The organism is Kosakonia sp. SMBL-WEM22, from assembly GCF_014490785.1.
GTDB lineage: Bacteria > Pseudomonadota > Gammaproteobacteria > Enterobacterales > Enterobacteriaceae > Kosakonia.
The window spans coordinates 559,831-580,663 of sequence record NZ_CP051488.1; the positions used below are offsets into that span (position 1 = coordinate 559,831).

The 20,833-nt window shown below is 55.3% G+C and carries 24 protein-coding genes and 1 pseudogene; 12 read left to right on the forward strand and 13 right to left on the reverse strand.

The genetic code is table 11. The annotated features are described in order from the left end of the window. Window positions 1–91: 91 nt before the first annotated feature. Window positions 92–382, reverse strand: a complete 291-nt coding sequence (gene yjfN, locus HF650_RS02760; RefSeq protein WP_275944600.1) for a DUF1471 family protease activator YjfN — start codon at window positions 380–382, stop codon at window positions 92–94. Between the two features lie 122 nt (window positions 383–504). Further along, entirely contained in the window at window positions 505–834 is a 330-nt protein-coding gene (gene bsmA, locus HF650_RS02765) for a biofilm peroxide resistance protein BsmA (RefSeq protein WP_187801083.1), read from the reverse strand. Window positions 835–1,020: 186 nt separating this feature from the next. Here bsmA and yjfP point away from each other — a divergent pair, with 186 nt between their 5' ends. Further along, on the forward strand, window positions 1,021–1,770 hold the full coding sequence (yjfP, locus tag HF650_RS02770; protein WP_187801084.1) for an esterase: 750 nt from the start codon (window positions 1,021–1,023) through the stop codon (window positions 1,768–1,770). Here the strand turns inward: yjfP and HF650_RS02775 are convergent. Beyond that, window positions 1,754–1,966, reverse strand: a complete 213-nt coding sequence (locus tag HF650_RS02775) for a hypothetical protein (RefSeq protein WP_187802816.1) — start codon at window positions 1,964–1,966, stop codon at window positions 1,754–1,756. The two genes, yjfP and HF650_RS02775, sit on opposite strands and share 17 nt — an antisense overlap. A 266-nt stretch (window positions 1,967–2,232) precedes the next feature. Here HF650_RS02775 and rpsF point away from each other — a divergent pair, with 266 nt between their 5' ends. From rpsF to HF650_RS02800, 5 genes are all read left to right on the forward strand, one after another. Next, window positions 2,233–2,628, forward strand: a complete 396-nt coding sequence (gene rpsF, locus HF650_RS02780) for a 30S ribosomal protein S6 (protein WP_187801085.1) — start codon at window positions 2,233–2,235, stop codon at window positions 2,626–2,628. Window positions 2,629–2,634: 6 nt separating this feature from the next. Beyond that, a complete protein-coding gene (gene priB / locus HF650_RS02785; protein WP_023478447.1) occupies window positions 2,635–2,949 on the forward strand; it encodes a primosomal replication protein N in 315 nt (104 codons plus the stop codon). 4 nt (window positions 2,950–2,953) lie between these two features. Further along, complete coding sequence (gene rpsR / locus HF650_RS02790; RefSeq protein WP_000135199.1) at window positions 2,954–3,181, forward strand: 30S ribosomal protein S18; 228 nt, start codon at window positions 2,954–2,956, stop codon at window positions 3,179–3,181. A gap of 41 nt (window positions 3,182–3,222) precedes the next feature. Further along, the gene (rplI, locus tag HF650_RS02795) at window positions 3,223–3,672 is read left to right on the forward strand and encodes a 50S ribosomal protein L9 (RefSeq protein WP_042711846.1); all 450 of its coding nucleotides are present in this window, start codon (window positions 3,223–3,225) and stop codon (window positions 3,670–3,672) included. 207 nt (window positions 3,673–3,879) lie between these two features. Then, complete coding sequence (locus HF650_RS02800; protein ID WP_187801086.1) at window positions 3,880–4,809, forward strand: DMT family transporter; 930 nt, start codon at window positions 3,880–3,882, stop codon at window positions 4,807–4,809. 21 nt (window positions 4,810–4,830) lie between these two features. On the opposite strand, the gene HF650_RS02805 is transcribed toward HF650_RS02800, so the two are convergent. Next, the gene (locus HF650_RS02805) at window positions 4,831–5,472 is read right to left on the reverse strand and encodes a LysM-like peptidoglycan-binding domain-containing protein (protein ID WP_187801087.1); all 642 of its coding nucleotides are present in this window, start codon (window positions 5,470–5,472) and stop codon (window positions 4,831–4,833) included. A 263-nt stretch (window positions 5,473–5,735) separates the two neighbouring features. Between HF650_RS02805 and fklB the strand changes: the two genes are divergently transcribed. After that, window positions 5,736–6,356, forward strand: coding sequence for an FKBP-type peptidyl-prolyl cis-trans isomerase (gene fklB, locus HF650_RS02810; protein WP_054803029.1), 621 nt, complete (start codon window positions 5,736–5,738; stop codon window positions 6,354–6,356). Window positions 6,357–6,651: 295 nt separating this feature from the next. Beyond that, on the forward strand, window positions 6,652–8,064 hold the full coding sequence (gene cycA, locus HF650_RS02815) for a D-serine/D-alanine/glycine transporter (protein WP_187801088.1): 1,413 nt from the start codon (window positions 6,652–6,654) through the stop codon (window positions 8,062–8,064). A 58-nt stretch (window positions 8,065–8,122) separates the two neighbouring features. Here cycA and ytfE read toward each other — a convergent pair whose 3' ends face one another. Then, window positions 8,123–8,788: an iron-sulfur cluster repair protein YtfE gene (gene ytfE / locus HF650_RS02820; protein ID WP_187801089.1), complete on the reverse strand. Its 666-nt coding sequence runs from the start codon at window positions 8,786–8,788 to the stop codon at window positions 8,123–8,125. Window positions 8,789–9,060: 272 nt separating this feature from the next. Here ytfE and HF650_RS02825 point away from each other — a divergent pair, with 272 nt between their 5' ends. Then, window positions 9,061–10,716, forward strand: a complete 1,656-nt coding sequence (locus HF650_RS02825; RefSeq protein WP_187801090.1) for a methyl-accepting chemotaxis protein — start codon at window positions 9,061–9,063, stop codon at window positions 10,714–10,716. Window positions 10,717–10,743: 27 nt separating this feature from the next. On the opposite strand, the gene HF650_RS02830 is transcribed toward HF650_RS02825, so the two are convergent. The 3 genes and pseudogenes from HF650_RS02830 to HF650_RS02840 form a co-directional block, all read right to left on the reverse strand. Continuing rightward, the gene (locus tag HF650_RS02830) at window positions 10,744–11,709 is read right to left on the reverse strand and encodes a DMT family transporter (RefSeq protein WP_187801091.1); all 966 of its coding nucleotides are present in this window, start codon (window positions 11,707–11,709) and stop codon (window positions 10,744–10,746) included. A gap of 73 nt (window positions 11,710–11,782) precedes the next feature. Continuing rightward, window positions 11,783–12,607 carry an AraC family transcriptional regulator gene (locus HF650_RS02835; protein ID WP_187801092.1) on the reverse strand — a complete coding sequence of 275 codons (825 nt, stop codon included), beginning with the start codon at window positions 12,605–12,607 and terminating at the stop codon, window positions 11,783–11,785. A gap of 70 nt (window positions 12,608–12,677) precedes the next feature. Beyond that, window positions 12,678–13,536 (reverse strand): annotated as a pseudogene (locus tag HF650_RS02840) (SDR family oxidoreductase); the annotation flags it as partial. An 83-nt stretch (window positions 13,537–13,619) separates the two neighbouring features. Here HF650_RS02840 and HF650_RS02845 point away from each other — a divergent pair. Then, window positions 13,620–14,015, forward strand: a complete 396-nt coding sequence (locus HF650_RS02845; RefSeq protein WP_187801094.1) for a helix-turn-helix domain-containing protein — start codon at window positions 13,620–13,622, stop codon at window positions 14,013–14,015. A 35-nt stretch (window positions 14,016–14,050) separates the two neighbouring features. Here HF650_RS02845 and HF650_RS02850 read toward each other — a convergent pair whose 3' ends face one another. After that, window positions 14,051–15,994, reverse strand: a complete 1,944-nt coding sequence (locus tag HF650_RS02850) for a bifunctional 2',3'-cyclic-nucleotide 2'-phosphodiesterase/3'-nucleotidase (protein WP_187801095.1) — start codon at window positions 15,992–15,994, stop codon at window positions 14,051–14,053. 188 nt (window positions 15,995–16,182) lie between these two features. Between HF650_RS02850 and cysQ the strand changes: the two genes are divergently transcribed. After that, the gene (gene cysQ, locus HF650_RS02855) at window positions 16,183–16,926 is read left to right on the forward strand and encodes a 3'(2'),5'-bisphosphate nucleotidase CysQ (protein WP_187801096.1); all 744 of its coding nucleotides are present in this window, start codon (window positions 16,183–16,185) and stop codon (window positions 16,924–16,926) included. On the opposite strand, the gene HF650_RS02860 is transcribed toward cysQ, so the two are convergent. After that, complete coding sequence (locus HF650_RS02860) at window positions 16,916–17,473, reverse strand: YtfJ family protein (protein ID WP_187801097.1); 558 nt, start codon at window positions 17,471–17,473, stop codon at window positions 16,916–16,918. The genes cysQ and HF650_RS02860 overlap by 11 nt on opposite strands. 336 nt (window positions 17,474–17,809) lie before the next feature. Between HF650_RS02860 and HF650_RS02865 the strand changes: the two genes are divergently transcribed. Further along, window positions 17,810–18,016, forward strand: coding sequence for a DUF1107 domain-containing protein (locus tag HF650_RS02865; protein WP_023478541.1), 207 nt, complete (start codon window positions 17,810–17,812; stop codon window positions 18,014–18,016). Window positions 18,017–18,092: 76 nt separating this feature from the next. On the opposite strand, the gene HF650_RS02870 is transcribed toward HF650_RS02865, so the two are convergent. The 3 genes from HF650_RS02870 to msrA form a co-directional block, all read right to left on the reverse strand. After that, window positions 18,093–19,427 (reverse strand): hemolysin family protein, encoded by a 1,335-nt coding sequence (locus HF650_RS02870; RefSeq protein ID WP_187801098.1) that lies wholly within the window; start codon window positions 19,425–19,427, stop codon window positions 18,093–18,095. A 230-nt stretch (window positions 19,428–19,657) separates the two neighbouring features. Further along, window positions 19,658–19,984 carry a hypothetical protein gene (locus HF650_RS02875; protein ID WP_187801099.1) on the reverse strand — a complete coding sequence of 109 codons (327 nt, stop codon included), beginning with the start codon at window positions 19,982–19,984 and terminating at the stop codon, window positions 19,658–19,660. Between the two features lie 55 nt (window positions 19,985–20,039). Then, window positions 20,040–20,684 (reverse strand): peptide-methionine (S)-S-oxide reductase MsrA, encoded by a 645-nt coding sequence (gene msrA, locus HF650_RS02880; protein ID WP_187801100.1) that lies wholly within the window; start codon window positions 20,682–20,684, stop codon window positions 20,040–20,042. Window positions 20,685–20,833: the final 149 nt, after the last annotated feature.

A 20,833-nucleotide genomic window follows, 5' to 3' on the forward strand; every position in this document is an offset into this window, starting at 1 on the left:
TTACATGGGTGTATCACCCGAATAACATAATCTTAAAGAAAGTAGGGTCATAAAGAAACGCCCTGAATTAGTGGCTTTTTACTTACCACTCTCAGGCGTAGAGAATCGCCTGCACCTGCCACGAATCAACTTGCTTCGCCTCCTGCATGCGAATAATGCGATACCAGGAAGCGCCCTGTTCATCCGCTTTCAGGGCAATGACACGCTCAACATCTTGCTGGCTGCCTGCGACATTATCGACCGAGATAAGGCCAATTTCGTTAAGCCCCGTTACACGGTCGGCGCAAGCGAACTCGGCGGACTGCGCGGTCGTGTTCAGCATACCGGCCGAGAGTAACAGCGAGTTTAAGGCGAGAGATTGTTTCATTGTCGTCAGCTCCATTTTTCGCTACCCCGACTCGGATCGGGGCTTCCTTACGCACAAGAGAAATCAGAACCCAATAGTGCACAGAAGAACATCAATGGACGCAAAGCAGTGTAAAAGTCCTTAAAATCAACATCTCACTACGAACGATAAAGCAGGGCGCGACCATACCAACGGCCGGGGAATACAGTGTCATCCATCATTATGATCACGTAATAGTCCGCTTTCGCTGCGGAGGCTTTTGCTTTGATCGCTGTTTCGACATCCATGGGCGAGCCCATCACCGTGACGTTAACTGACCCAATCTCCTGCAACCCCTGCGTCTGATTTCGACCAATCTCTTGCGGTGTCTCTTTGGCCGGTGGCGCGGGTTGAGGCTTACCTTCCAGCGCAGCACAGCCGCTGATAAGCAGGGCAAACAGCAGCGGCAGCAAGGCGCGCGTGGGTTTCTTCTCTCTACTGATAGCCATAGTGTAGTTCCTGATGGGTTTCACTTTGGAGGATTGTTCCCGAAGTGTTAGCTTGAGCACTGATTTCGAATGAAAGTATCTGGAAAGCGTAATCTGGCTCTCATCATGCGCAATGCTTATGCGGAATCTGGCTTGCGCCAGCGCGCTGCGGGTGGCATATCTGCACTATAGATTACGGAGGGAAAAATGATTGAAATTCAGACAGACCACTTCGCAGGTAATGAGGTGCTACACGCCTTCCCGACCGGAAAAGGGCAACAACCGCTCCCCTGTGTCGTCTTTTATCACGGCTTTACCTCATCAAAGCTGGTTTACAGCTATTTCGCCGTCGCGCTGGCGCAGGCGGGTTTTCGCGTGATCATGCCCGATGCGCCCGATCATGGCGCGCGTTTTAGCGGCAACGCTGAGCGCCGCTTGCGTCAATTCTGGCAAATCCTGCAGGGCAATCTTACCGAGTTCGCCGCGTTGCGTGATGCGCTGCATCAGCACAACCTTATTGACGGCAATCGGCTGGCGGTGGGCGGCGCCTCAATGGGGGGCATGACGGCGTTGGGTATTATGACTCGTCACCCGGAGGTGCGCTGTGTCGCCAGCCTGATGGGATCGGGCTACTTTACCTCCCTTGCCCGCACGCTGTTTCCGCCGCTTGAGGTCACTAACGCTGCGCAGCAGGAGGCTTTCAACGCCATTCTCGCGCCGCTGGCGAAGTGGGAAGTGACGGACCAGTTAGAGAGTATTGCCGATCGCCCGCTCTTGCTGTGGCATGGCGAAGCGGATGATGTTGTACCCGCCGCTGAATCCTTCCGGTTACAGCAGGCGCTGGCGGACGCGCAGCGTGACGCTAACCTTACCTCTCTATGGGAAGCGGGCGTTGCCCATCGCATTACGCCACAGGCGCTGGAGGCGACGGTCAGCTTTTTTAACCGCCATCTTTAAGCGGCGGGACGGCATCCGGGCGTGGGGGCAGCAGCGGTTCGGTGTCGCTTGCGTCGGTATGGTTATGATTAATATAGATAACACCTAAGCTCTGCACGTCGTCCATATTGCGGGCTTGTGGTGGGGGAAGGTTGATTGCTGCGCTAGCCTGGGCGTTAAGCAGCAGGGTTGCTAGTAAAAGTGCGATGTATTTCATGATGTTACGCTCCAGTACGTCTTCGGGAACTATCGCCTGTACATCTCTTCTCCTTAGGTTGTGAGGTGCGCTGGTTAAGTGTAATTCGCCGTGGCGGCTTCTCTTGGCGCTTAGTGCGAATTAATTATGCAATTCACCTTGAGTTCCTGGGGGGACGCCAGTATTATGACGCGTCAATTTTTCAGCCGACCTTTAACACGTTCCTTGCCTCCCCGGGCCTCGGCTGACCCAGACAGGAGGCTGAATAATCCGTAAGGAGCAATTCGATGCGTCATTACGAAATCGTTTTTATGGTCCATCCTGACCAGAGCGAACAGGTTCCGGGCATGATCGAACGTTACACTGGTGCAATCACTGCAGCAGAAGGTACGATCCACCGTCTGGAAGACTGGGGCCGCCGTCAGCTGGCTTACCCGATCAACAAACTGCACAAAGCACACTACGTTCTGATGAACGTTGAAGCGCCGCAGGAAGCGATCGATGAGCTGGAAACAAACTTCCGCTTCAACGACGCCGTTATCCGTAGCATGGTTATGCGTACTAAGAACGCGGTAACCGAAGCATCTCCGATGGTTAAAGCGAAAGACGAGCGCCGTGAGCGTCGCGATGATTTCGCAAACGAAACCACAGATGATGCAGATGCTGGGGATTCTGAAGAGTAATTCCTGATGACCAACCGTCTGGTGTTGTCCGGCACCGTGTGCAGGACGCCGCTGCGAAAGGTCAGCCCGTCAGGAATTCCACACTGCCAGTTCGTGCTTGAGCATCGCTCTGTGCAGGAGGAAGCCGGTTTTCACCGGCAGGCGTGGTGCCAAATGCCTGTAATAATCAGCGGGCAGGAGAACCAGGCCATTACTCACAGTATAACGGTCGGTAGCGCAGTAACCGTTCAGGGGTTCATCAGTTGCCACAAGGCAAAGAACGGCCTGAGCAAAATGGTTCTGCATGCCGAGCAGATTGAATTGATAGATTCTGGAGACTAGCCAAATGGCACGTTATTTCCGTCGTCGCAAGTTCTGCCGTTTCACCGCGGAAGGCGTTCAAGAGATCGACTATAAAGATATCGCTACGCTGAAAAACTACATCACCGAAAGCGGTAAGATTGTCCCGAGCCGTATCACCGGTACCCGTGCAAAATATCAGCGTCAGCTGGCACGCGCTATCAAACGCGCTCGCTACCTGTCCCTGCTGCCGTACACTGATCGTCATCAGTAATCGGTCACGGTCCATTAATACGACTTTGAGAGGATAAGGTAATGCAAGTTATTCTGCTTGATAAAGTAGCAAACCTGGGTAGCCTGGGTGATCAGGTTAACGTTAAAGCGGGCTACGCTCGTAACTTCCTGGTACCGCAGGGTAAAGCTGTTCCGGCTACCAAGAAAAACGTTGAGTATTTCGAAGCACGTCGCGCTGAGCTGGAAGCCAAACTGGCTGACGTTCTGGCGGCTGCTAACGCTCGTGCTGAGCAAATCAATGCACTGGGCACCGTTACCATCGCGTCTAAAGCAGGCGACGAAGGTAAACTGTTCGGTTCCATCGGTACCCGCGACATCGCTGACGCTGTAACTGCAGCTGGCGTTAAAGTGGCGAAGAGCGAAGTTCGTATGCCGAACGGCGTTCTGCGTACCACCGGTGAGCACGAAGTGGACTTCCAGGTTCACAGCGAAGTATTCGCTAAGCTGACTGTAAACGTAGTTGCTGAGTAATTTTTTACTCATCACTGCGCTCTGAGTTGTTCAGGTCTGCAGGCGCTAACGCCTCTGCAACATGAACAACGACGAGAGACGAAGCGCCGGCCTTGTGCCGGCGTTTTGCTTTTCTGCTCCGTCCACAATTCTTGCCTTTCCCGGTAGCTATTTCCGCCGCATTCTCAGATACTAAATTGAAACGCAATTTTATTTTTGAGATTAGCCATGCATTCCCCTCTACCCACCCCCGTTTTTGCCCGTCGTCACGTCGCTTACGCCTGTGCCACGCTCTGCTGTTTGTTATGGGGTAGCTCCTACCCGGCGATCAAAAGCGGCTATGAACTGTTCCATATCGCCACCGACGACATCCCCTCCAAAGTGGTGTTTGCCGGTTACCGCTTTCTCTTTGCCGGGGCGCTACTGCTGCTGTTCGCGCTGGCACAGCGTAAACCTATCGCCAGGCTGAGCGCTGCGCAGTTTGGGCAGCTAACTTTGCTCGGGCTGACCCAGACCTCGCTGCAATACACCTTCTTTTATATTGGCCTTGCCTATACGACGGGGGTGAACGGGTCGATCATGAACGCCACAGGCACCTTCTTCAGCGTGCTGCTGGCGCACTTCATCTATCACAATGACAAGCTGAGCTACAACAAAACGCTCGGCTGCGTGCTGGGCTTCGCTGGCGTGATGCTGGTGAACTTCCACCGCGGGCTGGCGGATTTCCGCTTTGTCTGGCAGGGCGACGGCTTTGTCATTCTGGCGGCGTTTATCCTCTCTGCCGCTACGCTGTATGGTAAGCGTATTTCACAAACGGTTGATCCGACGGTGATGACCGGCTGGCAGCTGGCGATAGGCGGTCTGGCGCTGCTGGCGGGCGGCTATCTGACGGGCGGCACGCTGGCGGTAGATAGCGCAGCGGCGGTGGCGGTGCTCGCCTACCTGACGCTGCTCTCCTCGGTTGCCTTTGCCCTGTGGAGCGCGCTACTGAAAGTGAACCGTGTCAGTATGATCGCACCCTTCAACTTTGTCATTCCGGTGGCAGGCTCGGTGCTGTCGGCCATTTTCCTCGGCGAGAATATTCTGGAGTGGAAATACGCTGTCGCGCTGGTGCTGGTCTGTACGGGGATCGCGTGGGTCAATAAGCGCGCCGGGTAATGACCGCCCGGCGCATGAGATTTAGCGGGCGCGGATAAAGCTGCCGTCCGGCTGGCGGGTAAAGAGCACCTGCTGGCCGCTGGTCTCAATCGTCAGGCCGGTGACCACGCCATTGGCATTCTGGCGGATCTTCACCATCTGGCCGCTTTGCAAGTTGCTGAGCGGTTTGCCGTCGCCCTCAACCTTCGCCATCGCGTAGACATCCGTTGGCGGCAGATTGTGGTCGCGGAAGAGCTGCGCGAGGGTTTTCCCTTCGCCCACCCGATAGGTGCGCCACTGCTGATCGATCCCGCTGTTGGTCGCCAGCGGTTGGCTGTTTTGCTCAGTGGCTGGCGGCTGTTCACTCGAGGGCTGCTGCTCAATGGTCTCCTGCTGCTGCATCGATGCTTCCGCGCTGGGCGCATTGAGCTGCGGATCGTTGACCACCTGTGGCGGCGTAACATCAGGCGAAGCGGGGAGATCGAGCTGCGCATCGCGCGCCTCACCGCTGCGCTGTGGCACGCTCTCATCCGTTGTCGGCAGCAGAAAGCCGATAATGACCAGCAGCGCCGCCAGAATCAGGCCGCGGCGGTGAAGGGGCGGGAGCGGATCCATCAGGCGAAAATTGTCCGGGGCATGCCAGATCTTCGCAAGGGTAGGTTTCAGTTCAAATCGCCCGGGCATGGCTCTCCTCCTGCTCCGCGTCATTTAATATCCTGTCTCGTTGAGTATATACACTTTATCTCCCTGCATTGGCGTTCGCGGCGTTTAACCGCATGAAAGCCCGTGTAAAGTGCTATTTTGACACCAAAATGCAGGGTTTTGCTAACGTGAACCATTCTTTCCCTTTCGCGCCCTTTTGTCATCTTTCCCGTGACAAAGTTGTGCCCGGCCCAGGGCGGCTGTTATGCTGCGCGCTACTTTAAAAAGCGATGGAAGGAAAACCCATGACCACCCCAACTTTTGACACGATCGAAGCGCAAGCCAGCTACGGCATTGGTTTGCAGGTAGGACAGCAGCTGAGCGAATCCGGGTTAGAGGGGCTGCTACCGGAAGCGCTGGTCGCGGGTATCGCCGATGCGCTGGCGGGCAAACAGCCTGCAGTACCGGTAGACGTTGTTCATCGTGCGCTGCGTGAAATCCACGAACGTGCTGACGCGGTTCGTCGCTCCCGTTTTGAAGAGATGGCGGCAGAAGGCGTGAAATACCTTGATGAAAACCGCGAGCGCGAAGGCGTTAACAGCACCGAATCCGGCCTGCAATTTCGCGTGATCACCCAGGGTGAAGGCGCTATCCCGGCGCGCACCGATCGCGTACGCGTCCACTACACCGGTAAGCTGATCGACGGTACCGTGTTCGACAGCTCCGTTGCGCGCGGCGAACCGGCTGAATTCCCGGTTAACGGCGTGATCGCTGGCTGGATCGAAGCCCTGACGCTGATGCCGGTTGGCTCCAAATGGGAACTGACCATTCCGCACAACCTCGCTTACGGCGAGCGCGGCGCTGGCGCATCCATCCCGCCATTCAGCACGCTGGTGTTTGAAGTGGAACTGCTGGAAATTCTGTAAGTTTCGGCGAGAAGCCCTCACTTTTAATAGAAGGGAGGGTTTTTAACTTCGCAGATCGTTGGTAAACAGAACTATTAGCAATATATTATCTTGCAAAGCGCACAATCAGGTGTATTTTTGTGAGCTGTTTCGCATTTGCCAGGTGATATAACACTCACTTTAAACAAATATTTAACATTCAATTTAATTCAGAGTATTCATCCCGCCGATTCTTACCTAATATCGATGCGTCCATTAAGGACGAAGCAGACACGTAAAGGCCAGCAGAGCCCCACAACACAGACAGGAAACTAACATGGTAGATCAAGTTAAAGCCGATGCCGATAATCCGGCTCCGGCTGAACAGTCGCTACGGCGTAATCTTACGAACCGGCATATTCAGCTAATTGCTATTGGCGGTGCCATTGGTACCGGTTTATTTATGGGTTCCGGCAAAACAATTAGCCTCGCCGGTCCGTCAATCATCTTCGTTTATATGATCATCGGCTTTATGCTGTTTTTCGTTATGCGTGCGATGGGCGAATTACTGCTTTCCAACCTCGAATATAAATCATTTAGCGACTTCGCCGCCGACCTGCTCGGGCCGTGGGCGGGGTACTTTACCGGCTGGACTTACTGGTTTTGTTGGGTCGTCACCGGCATGGCGGATGTGGTCGCCATTACTGCTTATGCACAATTCTGGTACCCCGGCCTTGCCGACTGGATCGCCGCGCTGGCGGTGGTCGTTGTGCTACTGAGCCTCAACCTCGCCACGGTTAAGATGTTCGGCGAGATGGAGTTCTGGTTCGCGATGATCAAAATCGTCGCCATTGTGGCATTGATTGTCGTGGGCGTCGGCATGGTACTGATGCATTTTAAATCGCCGACCGGCGTCGAGGCGTCGTTCAGCCATCTGTGGAATGAAGGCGGCTGGTTCCCGAAAGGTATCAGCGGCTTCTTTGCGGGCTTCCAGATTGCGGTCTTTGCCTTTGTTGGTATCGAACTGGTCGGTACAACCGCGGCAGAGACAAAAGATCCGGAGAAATCCTTGCCGCGCGCCATCAACTCGATTCCGATTCGTATCATCATGTTCTACGTCTTCGCGCTGATTGTGATTATGTCGGTCACGCCGTGGAGCTCCGTGGTTGCCGATAAGAGCCCGTTTGTTGAGCTGTTCGTACTGGTCGGCATTCCGGCGGCGGCGAGCATCATCAACTTTGTGGTGCTGACCTCAGCAGCCTCTTCCGCCAACAGCGGCGTCTTCTCCACCAGCCGCATGCTGTTTGGCCTCGCGCAGGATGGCGTGGCCCCGAAAGCGTTCGCCAAGCTCTCTAAACGTGCGGTACCGGCGAAAGGGCTGACTTTCTCCTGCATCTGCCTGCTGGGCGGTGTGGTAATGCTCTATGTCAACCCGAGTGCGATTGCCGCGTTCACCATGATCACCACCGTATCAGCGATCCTGTTTATGTTCGTCTGGACCATCATTCTCTGCTCCTATCTGGTCTACCGTAAACAGCGTCCGCAGCTGCACGAAAAATCGATCTACAAAATGCCACTTGGCAAAGTGATGTGCTGGGTCTGCATGGCCTTCTTCCTGTTTGTGCTGGTGCTGCTGACGCTTGAAGCAGACACCCGCCAGGCGCTGATCGTCACGCCGCTGTGGTTCGTGGTGCTGGGTGCCGGCTGGCTCTTTGCCGGTAAAAAGCGCATTGCCAACCGCAAGCCATAAAAAAAGAGCCGCGAGGCGGCTCTAAACTTCCATATCAAGGACGCTCTCGGGCGTCTTTTTATTTTTCACCTGCGAGGGCACGCGGGAAAAGATTGTTATTTTCCAGGCTGATGTGTTCCATCAAATCATCAATCAGCGTGTTGATACCGTTATACATCGCCTTCCAGGTGGTGCAGGCTTCCGGCGGCAGCGTCACATTCTGCGTGGTGTGCTTAATCACCTCCAGCAGCTCGCCCGCCTCATCATGCTCGCTCTCCATCACGCTGATCGGCCCCATCGCCTGCGCGCCCATCCCCTGTTTAATCATCGGGAAGAGGATCTGCTCCTCCTTCATCATGTGGCTGGAGAGCTCCTCATGCAGCATGGTGAGGTATTTGGTTAACCCGCGCGGCACATTCGGTTTATCGGCGTGGACGCGCTCCACTTTGCTGGCTTGCAGAATCAGCTCCGGCAGCTGCTCGCGGTGGCGATCGTGGTAGCGCACAATGATGTGGTCGATGATCTCTGCCAGCGGTGCCGTGCGCCACTCTTTATCGAGAGGTTGTTCAGCCAGCTTCGCCAGTTCGGCCTCAATGGCATCGATATCGAGTGCTTTACGCGCCGCCGAGCGGCCCAGCGTCTGCTTACCGCCGCAGCAGTAATCCATATCATATTTACGAAACAGAGCAGAGGCGCGCGGGATGGAAAGCGCCAGCTCGCCCAGGGGTTGATCGCGGAAAGCCATAGCAGTTACCTCAATGTTGAGTCTTTAAGATGTATTTTAAATGCATCTTTACGGCGATGATATACCTCTTACGGGGAACGCGGTTCCCTTATTCCTTTATTACGCGAAAAACAGTGATGCGCATCACAAAAAATATTTCGAAATTAACACATTGAATACAATTACTTTTTCTGGAAAGTTTTGGATAGGGCAATTTATTGACATTAAACAACTTTTCATCGCTGCCGATAGTCTCTCTTCTGACAATACTCTGTACGCGATAAAGGCCGACGATGTTCAAACGTATCAAAGTTATAACTTTATTAATCATGGTTTTAGTTGTGCTTGGCGCACTTCAGCTGATCTCAGCTGGCGTTTTCATTAGTGCGCTAAACAATGACAAGCACAACTTCAATGTTTCCCAGGTCTCGAGCCAGAACGTATCCGAATTTACCGATGCGTGGATCAGCCTCAACCAGGCACGTGTCACTCTGAACCGCGGCATGTTGCGTTTACAGAGCAGCACCGCTAGCCAGATTAATGGCGGGCAGCTGAGTGAGCTGGTGCAAAACGCCACCAACCTGCTCAACCAGGCGCAGCAGCATTACGATGTTTACTACAAACTGCCGCAAACACCGGGTATGGATGAAGCGCTCTCTGACGAGCTGGAGAAGCAGTACACCACCTATCATGCGACGCTGACTGAGATGAACCGCCTACTGCTCGCTGGTAAGCTGGAAGATATGTTCCGTCAGAATGCGCAGAAAAAACAGGAAGCGATGGAGAAGAGCTATCGCGCCTGGCGCGCAGAGCAGGCAAAACTTGCCAGCGAAGGCGTGAAACAGAACGAACATGACTACATCCGCATTCTCTGGATCCTGGCGGCAGTGATGGTTGTTGTACTGGGTGTTATCGCCATGAGCTGGGTTGCCATGCAGCGTGTGCTGCTGAAGCCGCTGCATGAAGTGATGGGCCACATTCGCCAAATCGCTACCGGTGATTTGACCCATGCGATCCATGCCGAAGGTTCCAACGAGATGGCGCGCCTGGCGCAGAACGTGCAGGAGATGCAGCAGGCTCTGGTAAAAACCGTCAGCGTGGTGCGCGATGGCGCAGATACGATCTATACCGGTGCCGGTGAAATCTCTATCGGTAACAACGATCTCTCCTCGCGTACCGAGCAGCAAGCGGCCTCGCTGGAAGAGACCGCAGCCAGCATGGAGCAGCTGACCGCGACGGTGAAACAGAACGCCGACAACGCCCGTCAGGCAACGCAGCTGGCGCTTAACGCTTCCGGTACTGCGAAGAAAGGCGGTGAAGTGGTAGATGGTGTGGTGCGTACAATGGACGAGATCGCCGCCAGCTCCAGCAAAATCGCCCAGATTACCAACGTGATCGACGGTATTGCCTTCCAGACCAATATCCTCGCGCTGAACGCCGCGGTAGAAGCTGCCCGCGCCGGTGAACAGGGCCGTGGTTTTGCCGTAGTAGCAGGTGAGGTGCGTACGCTGGCACAGCGCAGCGCGCAGGCCGCGAAAGAGATCAAAGGGCTGATTGATGACTCCGGTAACCGCGTAAGCGCCGGTTCAGCGCTGGTTCACGAAGCGGGTGAAACCATGGCTGAGATCGTCAGCGCGGTAACGCGTGTGACGGATATCATGGGCGAAATCTCCTCTGCGTCTGATGAGCAGAGCCGTGGTATCGACCAGGTTGGCCAGGCTGTTGCCGAGATGGATCGCGTGACCCAGCAGAACGCCTCGCTGGTGCAGGAGTCCGCCGCTGCGGCCGCTGCGCTGGAAGAGCAGGCCGCTCGCCTGACCGAAACCGTTGCGGTGTTCAAAGTGAACCGCGGCCGTGACGTTCAGCGCCCTGCGTTGCGCTCGCCGGTTGCGATGGCGAAGACGCCGGCTGCGGCCAGCGTGAACGAAGCCAACTGGGAAACCTTCTGATGAAAACCCGGCGTAAGCCGGGTTTTTTTATGGCTGCTCAAGCTGAGTGATGTGGGCTTTTTGCGGTTTCGACGCGACGGCCATCACCACGCCGCCAATCAGCAGGGTAATGCCGAGCAGGGTTAAGAACGGCGGCAGGCTCTGGCGCAGCAGAAAGGTGTAGAGCAGCCCGGCAAGGGTTTCAAAGACGATCAGCGGGCCGACAATCACCGTCGGCAGGCGCTGGCAGGCAATGTTCCAGCACAGCGCGCCCACCCACGAGCAGAGCACCGCAATGATGAACATCAGGCCGATAAACAGCAGCGGGCGCGGGCCGAAGGGGAGCGCGAAGTCGGGCTGCTGAACGTCAAGCCACAGACACGCCGCAACATAGCCTACCAGGGACAACGGCAGCGTCACCAGCGCCTGCGCCGTTGCCCACATCATCGGGTTCTTATCCGGGTTTTCCCGCAGCCAGCGCGCGTTTCGTAGCGCATACCACGCCCAGCATGCCACCGCAATAAAGGCCAGCGCAATGCCTGAACCATACCGGCTCCAGCTGAAATCCGGAATGCCCTGGCGCAATTCGGCAATATTCACACACCCCAGCCCAACGGCGATAGCGATCAGCGCTGGCAACAGCCGTCCCCACGCCAGCTTGCCGTCACGCTGGCTGTAGAGCAGGTTGGCGCATACCGGGATCACCACCGGCAGCGTGGCGATGATCATTGTCGACACCGGGCCGCCGGTGCGCTGAATGGCGCTGGCAAGGCAGACGTAGTAGATCAGATTACCCATCAAGGTGAGCCACAGCGCCGTCCACCAATCGCTTCGCGTTAACTGGCGCAGACGCGCGCGCCCGAGCCATGCTAACGGCAGCGCAATCAGCCCCAGCGCCAGGTAGCGCCCCGTCGATTGCAGGGCGGCCGGGTAGTCCGGCACGATCAGCGGCCCGACAAAAATCAGTCCCCAAAACAGCCCGGCGAGTAAGGCATACAACACACCACTTACCATCTCTTCACCTCTTTTATCTGGTTCACGCCAGTGTAGGGGAGCAGGGCGGGGGCGTATTGTAGGAGATTGCGCATTATCGGCGCGCAACCTGCTTTTGATAGCGTACCGGGGTAATGCCGTAGCGCAGGGTAAAAGCGCGGGTGAGATGGGATTGATCAGTCAGGCCCGTTAAAGCGGCGACATCGGCCGCAGGCATCCCCTGGGTGAGAAAATGCTTGGCGCGCCACAGGCGGATCGCCATCAGCATCTGGTGCGGCGTGACGTGAAAATGGGCTTTGAACTGGCGCTGGAAGTGATAGGGGCTGAGCGACGCGACGCTTGCCAGATCGTCGAGTGTCAGGCTGCGCATATAGTTGTCATGTAGGTAATCGCGTACCCGCTCAAAACGGTGTGCTCCCTCCCGACGCTGCGGCGCGTGCTGCGCCAGCGGGCGAAAGGTATCAATCAGGTCGAGCAGTACGCCCTGTTGCGCCAGCGGATCGTCGGTGTGCCAGAGGGCATAAATGTGGTTGCAGAGCTGGCGGGCGCGCAGCGGATCGAGCCGCGTGACATCGCGAAACCACCAGTGGCGCACACCGGTTACCTGCTCCAGCAGATCGGGCTCAAGATAGACCATACGATAGCGCCACCCCTCTTCACCTGCCGCTTCGCCGGTGTGGATCTCATCGGGGTTCATGGTGACGACCGCGTTGGTCGGGGCGACATGCTGCGTACCGCGATAGCGAAAGCGCTCGGCACCGGATTCAATCGCGCCAATGCCAAACGCTTCATGGGTATGTGGCTCAAAGGCGTAGCGGGAGATGTGCGCATGGTACAGCTCCACCCCCGGCAACTGCGCCAGGTGGCGAAACCGCGCGCGGTCGCGCTCATCTATAAACTGCTCAGGTACGCCTTCCACACTTCACCTCCCCCGGAACATGCTCTCTATTATTAGGGATGACCCGGTGGGAGGCTATAAAATTTAACCAATTATTAACGTTACATCAGATCATTAACGCTGTCGGCGATCGAGGTTGTCGGGCGACCAATCAGTTTGCTCAGGGTCTGGCTGTCGTCAAACAATCCGCCTTTCGAGGCTCCGATATCGGAGTCCGCCAGCATCTCTGCCAGCCCGTCCGGCAAACCTGCGCCTTTCAGCGCGGCGGCAAAATCCGCTTCGCTCAGGTTCTGGTAAACCACCTTCTTACCGCTGGCCTCGCTCAGCAGTGCAGCCAGTTCGTTCAGCGTCCAGCCGCTGTCGCCCGCCAGTTCGTAAACCTTGCCAGCGTGACCCTCTTCGCTAATGACACGCGCAGCCGCCGCGGCGTAATCGGCACGCGTTGCTGAGGCGATTTTGCCTTCGCCAGCAGCCCCGAGGAAGACGCCGTGCGCCAGCGCCGCCGGTGCGCTCGCGAGGTAGTTTTCGCTGTACCAGCCGTTACGTAGCAGGGCAAACGGGATGCCGGATTCGGCGAGCAGCTTTTCGGTCTCCACGTGTTCCACGTGCAGGCCTAGCGGCGAGGTATCCGCATGCAGCAGGCTGGTGTAGGCGATAAATTTCACCCCTGCGGCTTTCGCAGCATTGATCACATTGCGGTGCTGCGCGGCGCGCTGACCCACTTCGCTGCTGGAGATGAGCAGCAATTTTTCAACGCCCGCCAGTGCGTGCGTGAGGGCGGCCTGATCGTTGTAATCGCCCTGGCGAACAATAAGGCCTTGTTTTCTCAGCGCTTCAGCTTTCGCCGGGTTACGCACGATGGCGACAATCTCTTTTGCGGGGACGGTTTTTAACAGGGCGTCTACAACAAACTGGCCGAGTTGGCCGGTGGCGCCGGTGAGTGCAATCATGATGTTTCTCCTGCGTGGGGGTAAGTGTTGTGGTAGGCTAGCACCCTAGCTAACTTTTAGTAAGTACGTACAAAAAGGTAAGTATGAAACAGCAAACTCGCCCGCAATCCCTGAGCGAACAGATGCGCGACGGCAATCTCTTCGCCGAACAGTGTCCCTCCCGGGATGTGCTGAAACACGTCACCAGCCGCTGGGGTGTCTTAATTCTGGTTGCCCTGCGCGAAGGAACGCACCGCTTTAGCGATCTGCGCCGCAAGATGGGCGGTGTCAGTGAGAAGATGCTGGCGCAGAGCCTGCAGTGGCTGGAGCAGGATGGTTTTGTGAACCGCGTCGCCTTTCCGGTGGTGCCGCCCCATGTTGAATATAGCCTGACGCCGCTCGGCGAGCAGGTGAGTGAAAAGGTTGCCGCGCTGGCAGACTGGATTGAGCTGAACTTGCCCGAGGTGATGGCCCATCATCGCGAGCGCGATGTGGCGTAATCAACCCGCAGCCACGCGGCTGCGGGTTAGTTGGCTTATTTGCGTAAATCGATGCTGTAAAGCGCGAAGCCAATCTCGTCGTTACCGACTTTCTGCATTGGATACTGCGCTTTCTCTTTGATAAATGCCGCCGCTTTTTCCGTTGGCGCAGTTTCAAAGCGAAGATCCAGCTTGTGGCTACTGCTGATCGGTGCCAGTCGCCAGTTGTTATCCGCCGCCGGGTGGATCTCCCCTGCGCGCTGCGTCTCATCGCTGATCCACTTCGCCAGCACCGCGCGGTTCTCATCCGGCGAGGCAAAAGCGATATGGCTGTCGCCAGTACCGGCAAACTTGCCGCCGTAAGCGCGGTAGTTATTGGTGGCAACGAGGAAGACCGCATTCGGATCGATAGGCTTGCCGTCAAAGGTCAGGTTCTTAATACGCTCCGCCTTGGGATTGATGCTCTGGCACTCGCCGTCATAGCGCGCTGGCTGGGTGACATCAATCTGGTACTTCACGCCGTCGATAACGTCGAAGTTATAGGTGCGGAAACCGTCCCAGTTGATTAAGTTCTGCGGCTTGTCGCTGTTGGGATCGATCTGGTTGAACTGCCCGGCAGAGCACTCCAGCCACTCCTTCACCTCTTTGCCGGTCGCTTTCACCACCACCAGCGTATTGGGGTAGAGGTAGAGATCGGCAGCGTTACGGAAAGTGAGCTGCCCCTTTTCCACTTCAACAAAACTGGCCGGATCGTTTTTACGCCCGCCCGCTTTAAACGGCGCGGCGGCAGAGAGCACCGGCAGCTTCGCCAGATCGGGATCGCCCTGAATAAAGTGCTCCACATAGGCTTTCTGCGCGTTATTCACCACCTGCACGGTCGGGTCGTCCTGCACCAGCGACAGGTAGCTGTACATGTTGTCCGCCGATTTGCCAATCGGTTTACCGACGAACTCGCGGGTGGCATCGTGATCGTGTTTGAGGATCTGCACCAGCTTCGCATCTTCGCCAACCAGCGCTTTTTTGGCCGCAGCATCATAAATCGGGCGCGCTTCCGCTTTCGCGTCGCTCACTTGCCACTTACCGGCATCGTTATTCAGCACCAGGTCGACCACGCCGAGGTGATCGCCCCACATGCCCGGCATCACCGCCGGAATACCGTTCAGCGTCCCTTTGTTAATATCCGCGCCTTTGATGGCGGCAAACTCCTTGCTCGGGAAGACGGCGTGCGCGTGACCAAACAGGATCGCATCCACGCCCGGCACCTGGCTGAGGTAGTAAACGGAGTTCTCCGCCATCGCCTGGTAAGGCTCCGCCGAGAGGCCGGAATGGGCAACGACTACCACCAGATCGGCACCTTTCGCGCGCATCTCCGGCACATAGTGGCGCGCGGTTTCCGTGATGTCGTTCACCGTCACTTTGCCGCTCAGGTTGGCTTTGTCCCACACCATAATTTGCGGCGGCACGAAGCCGATATAACCAATTCGCAGGGTGTGGGTTTTACCTTCTTTATCCACCACCGGCGTCTCTTTAATGAGATACGGGGTGAAGAGCGGTTTATTGGTTTTCGCGTCGATGATATTGGCGTTCACATAGGGGAATTTCGCCCCGGCCAGCGCCATATGCAGGTAATCCAGCCCATAGTTAAATTCGTGGTTGCCGAGGTTGCCGACCGCGTAATCGAGGGTGTTCAGCGCTTTGTAGACCGGGTGAATATCGCCCTTTTTCAGCCCCTTTGCCGCCATATAGTCGCCGAGCGGGCTGCCCTGGATTAAGTCACCGTTATCGACCAGCACACTGTTTTTCGTTTCGCCGCGCGCGGCATTAATCAGGCTGGCGGTGCGCACCAGGCCAAACTTTTCCGTTGCCGACTCTTTGTAGTAATCAAAATCCATCATATTGCTATGCAAATCAGTGGTTTCCATAATGCGTAAATCCACCGTTGCCGCTTGCGCGCTGGCCGCAATCAGCGTGGCCAAAAGCGTTGCACTAAACTTAATCATCAGAGGCGTCCTTTTCGATCTAAGCCACAAAAGAAATTGTTATGTACAGTGTGTTGCTTACAGAATTGTGAATAGTGCCATAAAAGTGAGCAGTGAAACTGCAATCCCTCTCACAGTTGGCAGATCGCGGCGCAATGCGATATAAGTAAAACAATGAGTTACACACCACTGCACAGAGAGAGGTGGATATGTTAGAAGCAATTTGTCAGCTCGCGCGCGACGCGGGCGATGCCATTATGCAGGTGTACGACGGCCATCAGCCGATGGATGTGACCAGTAAAGTGGATGACTCGCCGGTAACGGCAGCGGATATCGCCGCGCACCATGTGATTGCGCGCGGGTTACAGGCGTTAGCGCCGGATATTCCAATCCTGTCTGAAGAAGATCCTCCCGCGTGGGAGACGCGCCAGAATTGGCAGCGTTTCTGGCTGGTAGACCCGCTCGATGGCACCAAAGAGTTTATCAAGCGTAACGGTGAGTTTACCGTCAACATCGCACTGATTAAGCAGGGCAAACCGGTGCTGGGCGTGGTCTATGCCCCGGTGCTTGATGTGATGTATGCCGCCGCAGAGGGCAGTGTATGGAAAGAGGAGGGCGGTCATCGTCAGCCGATTCAGGTGCGTGATGCACGACCGCCGCTGGTGGTGATTAGCCGTTCACATTCGAACGATCCGGAGCTGGAGGAGTATCTGCACCAGCTCGGCGAGCATCAAACCACGGCGATTGGTTCATCACTGAAATTCTGCCTGGTGGCCGAGGGGAAAGCGCAGCTCTATCCGCGCTTTGGGCCGACCAGCGTCTGGGACACCGCTGCCGGCCACGCGGTGGCGGTAGCGGCCGGGGCACACGTTCACGACTGGAAAGGGCGCACGCTTGATTACACCCCGCGTGAATCCTTCCTCAACCCCGGCTTTCGCGTCTCTATTTACTGAGCAGTTTATGCAGCAGGTCAACCACCTGCTGCACCTCTTGCTGGCTCAGGCTGCCATCTTTGGCAAACTCTACGCGCCCCTCTTTATCAAGCACCACAATCGCAGAGCCTTTCTCTTCCAGCTGCCAGGCTTTACGCACGGAGCCTTCGCTGTCGACAATAAATTGTGACCATGGATAGAGCTTCTTATTGCTCTCGAGGCTGCTGCGCACAAACATCGCGCTGCCCGGAATGGCGTCATCAGTGTTCACAATGGTGGTGGTCTGGTATCTGTCGTGCGGCAGGTTGGCGCTCTTGATTGCCTCAATCAGCGCGGCATTCTTCTCTTTCGCCGAGGTGCGACCGGCAATATGCATCACCACGCGCACTTTTCCTGCAAGCTGCGAGCTATTCCAGTTTTTGTAGCTAAACTTGTCATTATTCAGCAGCAGCTCCCCGCGGTCGGCAACGCCCACAGGCGGCACGCGCTGGTTGGTTTCAAAGTTATGTGCTGAAGCGACCAGCGGCAGTAACAAGCATGTCGCTGCCAGAATGTTACGTAGGGTCATGGTGTCTCCGTCTCTCATGTTTATATGCAGGTGATCCGACCACTCGGTACGGCAGTTTAATCATATGTGCGATCAATACGCTTTTCCCGCAATTGGGATGCCAGTTTGCGGGTTAACGCACATATCGGTTAAAAAACGTAGGCTTATACTGCGAACTTTCAGGGTTTGAAAAGAAAATTCTGATTAATTGTCATGAAAAGGTAAATAAACCCATTCAGACTATGTATCGGTCATGTTGTGGACTATAGTCACTGGGCAACAAAATTTGCGCTCATCAACGTTGGACCAAATGTGGTACCGCAAGGGCGTAATCTGTTTTACAGGAGAGATAGAAGAATGAAAATTTTCCAGCGTTACAACCCACTTCAGGTGGCTAAGTACGTCAAGATCCTGTTCCGTGGACGGTTGTATATCAAGGACGTTGGCGCTTTCGAGTTTGATAAGGGCAAAATCCTTCTGCCGAAAGTGAAAGACAAACAGCACTTCTCTGTGATGTCTGAAGTTAACCGCCAGGTGCTGCGCCTGCAGACCGAAATGGCTTAATCTTTTGTGCTATGCAGTAATAAAGTCCTATAAAAAAACGGCCCCGCAGGGGCCGTTGATGTTTCCGCTTCTGGCTTTACGCCGCGCCTTTATCTTCCATATCCGGTAACTTCGGCGTCAGCACCGCGGTGCGGGCATCAATGCGCGTCACCAGCAGCTGATCGATACGGTAGTTATCAATATCCACCACTTCGAATTTGTAACCGGAGAACTTCACCGCATCGGTACGTTTCGGGATCTTACGCAGCATAAACATCATAAAACCGCCGATGGTTTCATAGTTGCCGGACTGCGGAAACTCATCGATATCCAGCACGCGCATTACGTCGTCAATCGGCGTACCGCCGTCAATCAGCCATGAGTTTTCATCGCGGGCGACGATCATCTCTTCCACCTGGCCGACCAGATCGCCCATCAGGGTGGTCATCACATCGTTCAGGGTAATCACGCCGACCACCAGCGCATATTCGTTCATGATCACCGCGAAGTCTTCGCCCGCGGTTTTGAAACTTTCCAGCGCTTCTGAGAGCGTCAGGGTGTCCGGCACAATCAGCGTATTGCGGATCTGCACGCCGCTGTTCAGCGCCATGCTCTGGTTAGCCAGCACGCGGTTAAGCAGATCTTTCGAATCAACATAGCCGACGATATGGTCGATATCGCCGTTACAGACCAGAAACTTCGAGTGCGGATGCTCCGACACTTTGTTTTTCAGGCTCTGCTCATCTTCATGCAGGTCGAACCAAATCACGTTTTCACGCGAAGTCATCGACGAGGGAACGGTGCGCGACTCGAGTTCAAACACGTTCTCAATCAGTTCATGCTCCTGCTTACGCAGCACCCCGGCTAACGCACCGGCTTCTACCACCGCGTAAATATCGTCAGAGGTGATGTCATCTTTGCGCACCATCGGCAGTTTGAAGATGCGGAAAATGACGTTCGCCATGCCGTTAAAGAACCAGACCAGCGGGCGGAAAACGAAGAGACAGAAGCGCATCGGGTTGATGATGCGCAAAGCCACAACTTCGGGCGCAATCATACCGATGCGTTTCGGCGTCAAATCAGCAAACAAAATGAAGAGACCCGTTACCAGCGAGAAGGAGATGATAAAACTCAACTGATCGGCAAGCTCCGGGGAAACGACATTGAGCAGCAGATTGTAAAACGCAGGAGAGAAGGCGGCGTCACCGACGATACCACCCAAAATGGCGACGGCGTTAAGGCCGATCTGCACCACGGTGAAGAAGGTGCCGGGATTTTCCTGCATCTTCAGGATGCGTTGGGCGTTGATGTTGCCATCATCGGCAAGCAGTTTAAGTTTGATTTTTCGCGATGCGGCAAGCGAGATCTCAGATAACGAGAAAAACGCACTCACCGCGATCAGACAGAGTATGACTAAAATACTGTTTAACATAATTTATCCAGCTATTAACTGGATCCTCGGAAGGGTTTTTTGGAATATCCATGTGGTAAACACAATGAATGCCGGTCCGAAGCGGTGAACCGGCAATTGCGCCGTTAGTATAGCGTAAGCTCCGGTGACGCTGCCAGAGGCGTAGTCGCTTTGTTATTGCGCGGAAAAACATCGGGTCTTTTCCGGATTACTTACCGCCTGGTAATTAAAATTGCACACAATAGTTAAGGTTATTTTGCAACTTTAACGTATTTGTTCTGCGGCATAGCGAAATAGCTTATCAAGGCAAAAAAGCCGGCACCCCAGCGTATTGAGTCGTATCGATCGACATCAAGGTTGATATGCAAGAAGCCTTTCATAAAAGAGGTGCCATGCATCAAAATACAAAACTGAATGGCGGCCACTGCAACGACAAAAAAAGTATAAAACACCGAGATCCAGTAATGATTTCTGTTGTTAATCGTAGTTTTGATCGCAATAAGCAGCGCGAATATCGCTACTGAAAGGGTGTAATAGAGAATAATCGGCCATATCTGCAGAGGCTGAAATAGCGCCATTTATCTGGCTTCCATCAACACAAAAAAAGCCGACCTTTTCAGGCCGACTATCCCGTTACTGATTAAGCTGCGGCGGCAAGCACACGCCGATGCCGCCGATCCCGCAATAGCCCTGCGGATTTTTATAGAGATATTGCTGGTGCTCATCTTCCGCGTAATAGAAGGGTTTGGCGCTAGCGATCTCGGTGGTGACGGTGCGTGCATCGCCCGCTTCACGCATCGCGTCCTGGAAGCGTGCCAGGCTTTCGCGTGCGGCAGCGTCCTGCTCCGGGGTAAGCGGATAGATGGCGGAGCGGTATTGCGTACCCCGGTCATTGCCCTGACGCATCCCCTGGGCTGGGTCGTGGTTCTCCCAGAAAATTTGTAACAGCTGCTCGTAGCTCACCACTTTCGGATCGTAAACCACGCGTACCGCTTCGGCATGACCGGTCTGGCCGCTGCACACTTCGCGGTAGGTCGGGTTCGGCGTGTAGCCGCCGGTGTAGCCTGCGGCGGTGCTGTAGACCCCTTCACGCTGCCAGAAGAGGCGTTCAACGCCCCAGAAGCATCCCATGGCGAAAATCGCGACTTCCATCCCTTCCGGAACATGTGTCATCGAGTGCTCGTTAACAGCATGTAAACTGGCGACAGGCATCGGCGTCGGGCGTCCGGGCAGAGCATCAGACGGAGAAACAAGGTTATTTTTATCGAACAGGCTCACGGTAATACCTCCCGGCGAGTGTCATTGCGGTTAGGGTTGTGTTAAGGATGGTGTTTTAACACAATGTACGGCCTAAATCAGACTAGATTTAAACATAAGAAATTTTGGGCTAGTCGTCCGTTTTTCAACCCGATAAAACGGGTTTTTAT

Coding starts and splice junctions, on each gene's coding strand:
- HF650_RS02775 (WP_187802816.1), bottom strand. CDS start 1,966: ATGAAATACATCGCACTTTTACTAGCAACCCTGCTGCTTAACGCCCAG.
- yjfP (WP_187801084.1), top strand. CDS start 1,021: ATGATTGAAATTCAGACAGACCACTTCGCAGGTAATGAGGTGCTACAC.
- HF650_RS02845 (WP_187801094.1), top strand. CDS start 13,620: ATGAAACAGCAAACTCGCCCGCAATCCCTGAGCGAACAGATGCGCGAC.
- HF650_RS02875 (WP_187801099.1), bottom strand. CDS start 19,984: ATGGCGCTATTTCAGCCTCTGCAGATATGGCCGATTATTCTCTATTAC.
- bsmA (WP_187801083.1), bottom strand. CDS start 834: ATGGCTATCAGTAGAGAGAAGAAACCCACGCGCGCCTTGCTGCCGCTG.
- HF650_RS02860 (WP_187801097.1), bottom strand. CDS start 17,473: ATGACCCTACGTAACATTCTGGCAGCGACATGCTTGTTACTGCCGCTG.
- HF650_RS02805 (WP_187801087.1), bottom strand. CDS start 5,472: ATGCCCGGGCGATTTGAACTGAAACCTACCCTTGCGAAGATCTGGCAT.
- rplI (WP_042711846.1), top strand. CDS start 3,223: ATGCAAGTTATTCTGCTTGATAAAGTAGCAAACCTGGGTAGCCTGGGT.
- HF650_RS02800 (WP_187801086.1), top strand. CDS start 3,880: ATGCATTCCCCTCTACCCACCCCCGTTTTTGCCCGTCGTCACGTCGCT.
- cysQ (WP_187801096.1), top strand. CDS start 16,183: ATGTTAGAAGCAATTTGTCAGCTCGCGCGCGACGCGGGCGATGCCATT.
- HF650_RS02870 (WP_187801098.1), bottom strand. CDS start 19,427: ATGTTAAACAGTATTTTAGTCATACTCTGTCTGATCGCGGTGAGTGCG.
- cycA (WP_187801088.1), top strand. CDS start 6,652: ATGGTAGATCAAGTTAAAGCCGATGCCGATAATCCGGCTCCGGCTGAA.
- HF650_RS02830 (WP_187801091.1), bottom strand. CDS start 11,709: ATGGTAAGTGGTGTGTTGTATGCCTTACTCGCCGGGCTGTTTTGGGGA.
- HF650_RS02850 (WP_187801095.1), bottom strand. CDS start 15,994: ATGATTAAGTTTAGTGCAACGCTTTTGGCCACGCTGATTGCGGCCAGC.
- yjfN (WP_275944600.1), bottom strand. CDS start 382: ATGGAGCTGACGACAATGAAACAATCTCTCGCCTTAAACTCGCTGTTA.
- ytfE (WP_187801089.1), bottom strand. CDS start 8,788: ATGGCTTTCCGCGATCAACCCCTGGGCGAGCTGGCGCTTTCCATCCCG.
- HF650_RS02825 (WP_187801090.1), top strand. CDS start 9,061: ATGTTCAAACGTATCAAAGTTATAACTTTATTAATCATGGTTTTAGTT.
- fklB (WP_054803029.1), top strand. CDS start 5,736: ATGACCACCCCAACTTTTGACACGATCGAAGCGCAAGCCAGCTACGGC.
- priB (WP_023478447.1), top strand. CDS start 2,635: ATGACCAACCGTCTGGTGTTGTCCGGCACCGTGTGCAGGACGCCGCTG.
- rpsF (WP_187801085.1), top strand. CDS start 2,233: ATGCGTCATTACGAAATCGTTTTTATGGTCCATCCTGACCAGAGCGAA.
- rpsR (WP_000135199.1), top strand. CDS start 2,954: ATGGCACGTTATTTCCGTCGTCGCAAGTTCTGCCGTTTCACCGCGGAA.
- HF650_RS02865 (WP_023478541.1), top strand. CDS start 17,810: ATGAAAATTTTCCAGCGTTACAACCCACTTCAGGTGGCTAAGTACGTC.